Source organism: Bacillus sp. EE-W1 (assembly GCF_009760835.1).
Taxonomy (GTDB): domain Bacteria; phylum Bacillota; class Bacilli; order Bacillales; family Bacillaceae_G; genus Bacillus_A; species Bacillus_A wiedmannii.
In genome coordinates this window covers 1-6,996 of record NZ_WIPE01000098.1, presented here as the reverse complement: position 1 = coordinate 6,996, position 6,996 = coordinate 1, and the positions used below count along the sequence as shown (strand labels likewise).

The following is a 6,996-nucleotide window of genomic DNA, read 5'->3' as shown; positions in this document are numbered from 1 at the left end:
AAATGCTGTTTTATGAAAATATGTTAATGGGATTAATGTCTTTAATTATCGGAATTGCGATCGGTAGCGTTCTTTCAAAACTATTCCTTGAACTACTAATAAGTATGATGGGAATAAACTTAAACGTTCATTTTGAAATACCGATGGCCGCAGTTATTGATACAGCACTTATTTTCTTTGTGATTATTTTGTATACATCACTTCAAGGATATCGTTTAATTTATCGCTTTAAGCTAATTGAACTTTTCCGAGCGGAACGCGAAGGAGAAGCAATGCCAAAAGGATCCGTAGTGATGGCGTTAATTTCAGTTTTCTTAATCGGTTCAGGTTATTTCTTAGCGTTAATGTACATGAAAGCAGTTATGTATGCAGACTTTATGGTCGTTGCATTATACATTTTACTAGCGACAGTAGCAGGAACTTATTTATTGTTTATGTTCTTCACAGTATTTGTATTGAAGCGAGCAAGAAATAATAAGTCAGCATTTTATAACGGTATGAATATGGTAACGACATCGCAACTACTATATCGCATTAAAGGAAACTCGAAATCACTAGCAACAATTGCTATTTTAAGTGCAGTGACATTAACAGCGGTTGGTACGTCAGTTACGATGTATTACAACACATTTACGCAATCAAAAGTTGCAGCACCGTATAGTTATTCTTATGAGAAAAAAGATGAAGCACTAGATAAAAAGGTAAAAGAAATACTTGCTGGAGAGAAGAGCAATCATCCAGTGACATATGAGTCAGAAGTTGAAATGATTCCTGTGAAGGGAACATTTAAAGGTGAAAGAGCAGATCAAGTGCTGAACACACACTATAATGTTACGAAGCAGTACCAGCTTATTTCTCAATCAAGCTTTAATACAATTGCGAAACGTTTAGATGTAGAACCTGTAAATTTAAGTGCGAATGAAGCTTTTGTATATGATAGCCTCTATATTGAAAAACTCGATTTTGGTCCTCTTTATACAGGAAATAAAGCTGTATTTCCTGTTGGGAATGAATCGAAAGAGCTAAACATTAAAGGTGTAAATAGTAGAAGTCTTACAAACTTAAATGAACTATTTGTAATCGTTCCAGATCAAACATATGAGCAGGCGAAACAAGTACATGAAACACGCGCTGTAAAAAATATTGATGTAAAAGGTGAGCGAAATAGTAAAGAGTTAACAGCGAAATTAGCAAGTATTATGCCAGCAGGTGAATCTGAAGTTTTAAAACCATTTAACGATTTCTATACAGGATTCCAAATGGGAATTGAAACGACAGGTTTAATGATGTTCATTGGGCTATTCTTAGGATTAGTTTTCCTATTAGCGACAGGCTCAATCATTTACTTTAAGCAACTTACAGAAGCAAGTGCTGACCGTGATCGTTACGTTGTTCTTCATAAAATTGGTGTAACGAAGCAAGAGATGAAGAGAGCTATTGCGAAACAAGTGAGCTTTATCTTTGCTATTCCGTTAATTATCGGTATTTTACACAGTTTGTTCGCACTAAAAGGTTTATCAAATATATTACCATTTGAAATTATGATCCCGCTCCTAATTAGTATTGGAGTATATGGCGTCATTTATATCGGATATTACTTCCTAACAGTTCGTTCTTATTATAAGATTGTGAGTGCGAAATAATAAGTGAAGCTGCGAGAAAATAAGAAAGCCACTTACCTAATTTTTTATGAGGTGAATGGCTTTTTTTACGTTCTAATTATAATGAAGAGATAATTAACGCGCATCGATTATGTCGATGAAACTAAAAGTATGCTTTCGGTTAAAGGCATCTATGCAAAGTAAAGAACGCTTCAAAGGATTTAATTCCATTACAGTCATATAACTTGTAGGGAAGTAACCATCTTTATAATAAGTGATCAATATTTCTTTTTCTGAAATGTAAGAGCGTAATAAAGTATCTTCAATTTTGTCTCTATCATCATAGGGTGATACTATTTGCGATTCTTTCATATCAGTCGATTTTGATATATTTGTACTACTCATGCTTTCTATTCTCCTAACAATATATTTTCTATATGGGAAGGCTAATTACTATGGAAGTACCTTGTGTGATAGAACGAAGTAAGTATGGATGATTGGGAGCAGGATTGGCTTCGTACTAAAAAATTATCAAATTCATTCACTTATTTATAGTAATTATTTGTCATTCTTGTACTTTTTTGAATGGGATTCAAACTTTATTAAGGGGAATAAATCGATGTGATGAAGGTGAGCTAGTATGACAACTATCTCACCTTCTATATTAAGTAAGCATTTTTATATAACGGTATGATTTTCACGATATTGTCTAGGCGTCATACCCGCAATTTTTTTGAAGACTCTTGTGAAATAACTTTGATCATTAAAATTAAGCCAGGCACAAATATCTGATAATGGATAAGTCGTTAATGTTAATAATTTTTTAGCTTCTTCTACTCGTTCTCTCTGGATGTATTCAATTAAAGGAATTCCCACTTCTTTTTTAAATAGTTTTGATAAATAAGTAGGGGAAATATGTAAAAGGTTAGCAAGATCATTCAAAGATATTTCATCGTAAATATGCTTGTTAATATAATTGAGGCACGTAGTAATGGAATTAGAATATGCTTGATTATGATATTCTTTTACACGTTCTGCAAAAGTACATAATGCATCTTCAATTAACCTATTTACGGAATACATGTTATCTAGTTTCTCAATCGTTTGTATATATAAAGTACCGAGTGAAAAAGCAATATGCGATGGAAGATTACCGTCTATCGCATATCGAATAGCTAGCGTAATGGCGATAATGCCATTATTTTTTTGGTTTCTAAGCTGATCTCCTTTAGACCAAATTGTCGCATCTTCTTGGGGGAATGAATACGCATATTGTATGACCTTTTCTGTATTGCCTTCTTTAATGGCTGAAAAAAATTTGCGTTCTAATGATATGTCATAATTTTGCGGATCATGCCGGCGACGTTTTGAAATGTATAAATCAGGATTTACGATTTTATAAGAAACATCTTCGAGTAATTTATTCTCTTTCCAGACAATATCTCTATCTAATTTTTCATTAAAAATGACGTAATGTAACCAAATACTTATATCAATTAACGTGCTTTTTTTAATCTCGGGTAGAAATTGATAGTAATCTACTCCTTGTTGCATTTTATTATTACAGTTGAAATACTTCATCAGTTTAATCGCCATTTCATCTGATACTTTTGGATAGGTAGTCGGGCCGATTATAATTGTACCTTTTATATGTTCATGATTTGTTATATGGATGCTAATGAAATTTTCAAGATACTTATTTCCTTTGAAAATTGGAAAATTGCAAGGTACGTTTTCTTGATAAATTTCATTAAGATGTTCTTCTTTAGAAGAATAAAATGGACTACCAATTGTATGAGAAGTAGATTCATATACAATTTTTTTATCAGTAGATAGAAATTGAACAGGAACATGGAATGTTCTATGTACAAGGTCACATAAGTGCTGTAGGTCGATGGAATTATTCATTATCTTCTCCTTTTAAATAGTTTTGGAATACCACATATTCAGACTCAAATCTATATTTCTTATTATTTGCCTTTGTTTGCTTACATGAAAATAATTACATATATTGGATAATAATGAAAGTTGATTTACAAATTAATTTCCGCAGATAGTGCATGAAAATAAACGTAGTGATGGTACCTTCCATAAAAGTTCTTTTTATATCTATTATACCAAATTAATGAATATAAAAGAGGTATTTATATATGGAATAAGAAATGTTTCATTCTTCATAAAATCTTAAGAAATCTCCTCAATTTTTGTTAAGAAACGATAGTTATACTTAGAACCAAGTTAAAAACTATCGAACGAATGGGGAGAGGGTTACATGCAACTCATAACATTCTTACATGAATTTATAAAACATCCGAAACATACTGGTGCAATTGCGCCAAGTTCAAAAATATTAGCAAAGAAAATGGTAGATGTAATTGATTTTAATAGAGCGAAATGTATCGTAGAGCTAGGGCCTGGTACAGGGGTTTTCACGAGAGAAATTATGAAGAGAAAGAAGAAGGAAACGATATTTCTTCTTATTGAAATTAATGAAGTGTTTTGCAAAGAGTTAAAGAGAAAGTTTAAAAATGAGCAGAACGTCATTGTGGTACATGGTTCAGCTGAAAATATAAAGAAGTATATGGAAGAATTACAGATAGAATGCATTGATTACGTCTTATCGGGATTGCCTTTTACATCTTTACCAGAAGAAGTTTCAAAGCGTATTTTAAACAATGTAATGGAGGCGATACATGAGACAGGTGAATTTATTACATTTCAATATTCACTTGTGAAAAAAGGATTTATACAGCATTTCTTTCCTGAAATTACGCTCGAAAAAGTGTGGCTCAATTTTCCGCCAGCGTACGTCTTTAGCTGTAAAAAAGAGTTAAGAAGAGCTTATGCCTAATGGAATTACATGAATTATTATCTTATATTGAACAGTACGGTTATTGGGCACTATTTTTCTGTTTATGGTTAGGTATTATCGGTATGCCAATTCCAGACGAAATGATCGTAATGAGTGGTGGGTTTGTCTCTTCATTAGGGATATTAAGTGTCATTCCAGCATTTTTATTAACCTATTTAGGCGTTGTATCTGGGCTGTCGTTAGGTTATATAGTAGGAAAAATATTTGGTACAAAAGTACTTGATAAGCTAATGAAAAAGAAAAAGGCGAAATATCTTTTGAAATCTCAACAAATGGTAGAGAAGTATGGCCATTATGCGTTAGTCACAAGCTACTTCATACCGGTTGTAAGACATATCGTACCGTATTTAGTTGGAATGAATAACATGTCATTTAAGGTGTACGCTTTGTATTCCTATACGACAGGACTTGTTTGGACACTTGCTTACTTTGTACTCGGTTCTTTATTTGGACAACATATTGAAAGGATTGTAGCGCTTGCGATAGAGTATGGCGTGTATTTTGGCGGAATTGTTTTTGTTGTTGCGAGTGGTGCTTATTTGTATAAGCAAAGAAGAAGTACGGTGATGAGTAAATAAATAGAATGAGGGCTTACGCTTATTGAGAGTAGTATAAAAGGGAGAGTTATTTTGTAGAATAACTCTCCCTTTTAATGTAATAGCTTTTCATTACTTACATTAGGTGTTGTTTGAAATACAGTTATATAAATTGTTAATATGATTGTATTGATTAGATTAGCTAGTATAGTCATAAAATCACTTGATGGAGTGATAAGAACAAAGATTGAAAGTATGGCAGAAGCAAGTGGAATAAACTTTTGTAGTATAGTTAACTTTCCGTCTTTATGAAGCTTCGAAGATTGAAAGAAGCAAAGTAAGAAAATAAAGGACGTAAATAATAATCCTAGATAGCCCCATCCATCTTCAATATACCAAGGTAAAAAGCTCATTCTTGATGTGAAAATAAATAAATTGAATACTAACGTGCTAATGATTAGCGTATTTAAAATCGTGATATTTGTCTGTTTTTCCATTTGAATTATACTCCGAAATTTATTTTATCCCGTATTAAAGGGCAGTAAAATCCCCACTGATTAAAGTTTTACTTTATTGAGATGTTTTTGCCATTTCCATAAATCGCTGTTCAATTTCATCGAAATCGAATGAGTGGCATATTCTGCGGTCTTCTTTATCTAAAATTCGATAATGTTGAGATAAAATATTTTGTTGTATTTGATAACCATTTAATTCTTTTATTTGTCGCCACCACACTTTTCCTCCTAAAGTCTTCGGGAAGTTTGTACTGTAATGTGTAAAAGCGATTGTTTTTATAATTTCATTCACATCATCCCCAAATGTCATCTGGACTGTATCGCTCTGTTCGAAGAGTGTTACGACACAAACTGCGCCTGCCCATGTTAGCGTGCGTCTTCCTTTTTCGATTTCTACTAATGTTTTCTTCGATAAACCAATAATTTCTGACATTTTATCTTGTGATAGATTATTTTCAACACGGATGAGTTTTAATTTTGAATTAACGAGTTCAATAAATTTTTGTTTATCCATAATGCAGCTCCTTTTTCTTATAGTGTAAAATTACACTAAAGGTGTAATTTTGTCAATTGGAGTGTAAAAAGTTATTTTTTGTCTATTTCAATCTTTTTAATTAATATTTCACTTTTAGTTTAAGAAAATGTTAAGAAATCGAACGAGTTTTTATTAAGAAATAAGCTCTATACTTAGAAAAACCTTAAAGAAAACATAATGAAAGGTGGAATATAGATGAAAAGATTTATTTTTGGATCACTACTTGTTATCGTCGCAGGAGCGGCATATTTATTAAATGGGAGCGCGGGGTTTGATAGAATGAATCCATTTCTTGATATAGAGGACCATTATGCAATAATTGATAACGATGGAAAAGAGTTAGGTGGAAATAAAGGTCGTGAATATAAAGTGAAAGCTTATGATGAAAATGGTAAGAAAAAAGAAGTTACAATTGACGAAGTAGATGAATTACCAAAAGGCTCATACTGGCATGTGCTTACGAGAGGTAAGTTCTTACATAATAAAGTACAAGTAACAACAGATAAAATTCCTGATGGAGCGAAGGCGAAATTAGGATTATAAGTATAAAACCGATTCTCAATGAGAGAATCGGTTTTGTTGTTTTATGGTAATGTTTAGTGTAAGGGGGCGAGGGTGATGCTACTCATTGTTAGTCTTATTTTAATCGGGGTTATGTGTAGTATGAGAATAGTATCTTTACATATGATAGAACGAGAAAAAATAGAAGAGCGATATGTATATTGTCCAAAATGTAATGCGAAAATTAGGAGAGGCAATTCTGCTCCCTTTTGTTCGAAATGTAATTTAACATTTTAATTATAGGAAATTTGAAATCATTTTGTATGGTTTTGGATTTTTTACACGAAAGCGTAAGAAAGAAATAGGTCTTTACTCTTTACTAGGTATTGGAAAAAAAGAAATAGGCAAAATGCTGTTTTATGAAAATACGTTAATG

Annotated in this window: 9 protein-coding genes and 1 pseudogene; 6 read left to right on the top strand and 4 right to left on the bottom strand. The window is 32.2% G+C overall.

Annotation, left to right across the window (positions count from 1 at the left end):
• Positions 1-1,643, top strand: a 1,643-nt coding sequence (locus GFJ36_RS24940; protein ID WP_157349760.1) for an ABC transporter permease family protein, incomplete at its 5' end; no start/stop codon positions are given.
• Between the two features lie 93 nt (positions 1,644-1,736).
• Here the strand turns inward: GFJ36_RS24940 and GFJ36_RS24935 are convergent.
• Both GFJ36_RS24935 and GFJ36_RS24930 read right to left on the bottom strand, forming a co-directional pair.
• The gene (locus GFJ36_RS24935) at positions 1,737-2,006 is read right to left on the bottom strand and encodes a YolD-like family protein (protein WP_088064665.1); all 270 of its coding nucleotides are present in this window, start codon (positions 2,004-2,006) and stop codon (positions 1,737-1,739) included.
• A gap of 273 nt (positions 2,007-2,279) precedes the next feature.
• On the bottom strand, positions 2,280-3,509 hold the full coding sequence (locus tag GFJ36_RS24930; RefSeq protein ID WP_088609434.1) for a helix-turn-helix domain-containing protein: 1,230 nt from the start codon (positions 3,507-3,509) through the stop codon (positions 2,280-2,282).
• A gap of 364 nt (positions 3,510-3,873) precedes the next feature.
• Here GFJ36_RS24930 and GFJ36_RS24925 point away from each other — a divergent pair, with 364 nt between their 5' ends.
• Complete coding sequence (locus tag GFJ36_RS24925; RefSeq protein ID WP_097889148.1) at positions 3,874-4,452, top strand: class I SAM-dependent methyltransferase; 579 nt, start codon at positions 3,874-3,876, stop codon at positions 4,450-4,452.
• Complete coding sequence (locus tag GFJ36_RS24920; protein WP_097889149.1) at positions 4,452-5,051, top strand: DedA family protein; 600 nt, start codon at positions 4,452-4,454, stop codon at positions 5,049-5,051. The genes GFJ36_RS24925 and GFJ36_RS24920 overlap by 1 nt, the downstream gene beginning before the upstream one ends.
• Before the next feature lie 71 nt (positions 5,052-5,122).
• On the opposite strand, the gene GFJ36_RS24915 is transcribed toward GFJ36_RS24920, so the two are convergent.
• Together GFJ36_RS24915 and GFJ36_RS24910 are read right to left on the bottom strand one after the other, a co-directional pair.
• On the bottom strand, positions 5,123-5,506 hold the full coding sequence (locus GFJ36_RS24915) for a hypothetical protein (protein WP_097889150.1): 384 nt from the start codon (positions 5,504-5,506) through the stop codon (positions 5,123-5,125).
• Positions 5,507-5,579: 73 nt separating this feature from the next.
• Positions 5,580-6,038 (bottom strand): helix-turn-helix transcriptional regulator, encoded by a 459-nt coding sequence (locus GFJ36_RS24910; protein WP_088064661.1) that lies wholly within the window; start codon positions 6,036-6,038, stop codon positions 5,580-5,582.
• Positions 6,039-6,254: 216 nt separating this feature from the next.
• On the opposite strand from GFJ36_RS24910, the gene GFJ36_RS24905 reads away from it, so the two are divergent.
• From GFJ36_RS24905 to GFJ36_RS30150, 3 genes and pseudogenes are all read left to right on the top strand, one after another.
• The gene (locus GFJ36_RS24905) at positions 6,255-6,602 is read left to right on the top strand and encodes a YxeA family protein (protein ID WP_097889151.1); all 348 of its coding nucleotides are present in this window, start codon (positions 6,255-6,257) and stop codon (positions 6,600-6,602) included.
• A 75-nt stretch (positions 6,603-6,677) separates the two neighbouring features.
• The gene (locus GFJ36_RS24900) at positions 6,678-6,857 is read left to right on the top strand and encodes a hypothetical protein (protein WP_088064659.1); all 180 of its coding nucleotides are present in this window, start codon (positions 6,678-6,680) and stop codon (positions 6,855-6,857) included.
• A 19-nt stretch (positions 6,858-6,876) separates the two neighbouring features.
• Positions 6,877-6,996 (top strand): annotated as a pseudogene (locus GFJ36_RS30150) (FtsX-like permease family protein); the annotation flags it as partial.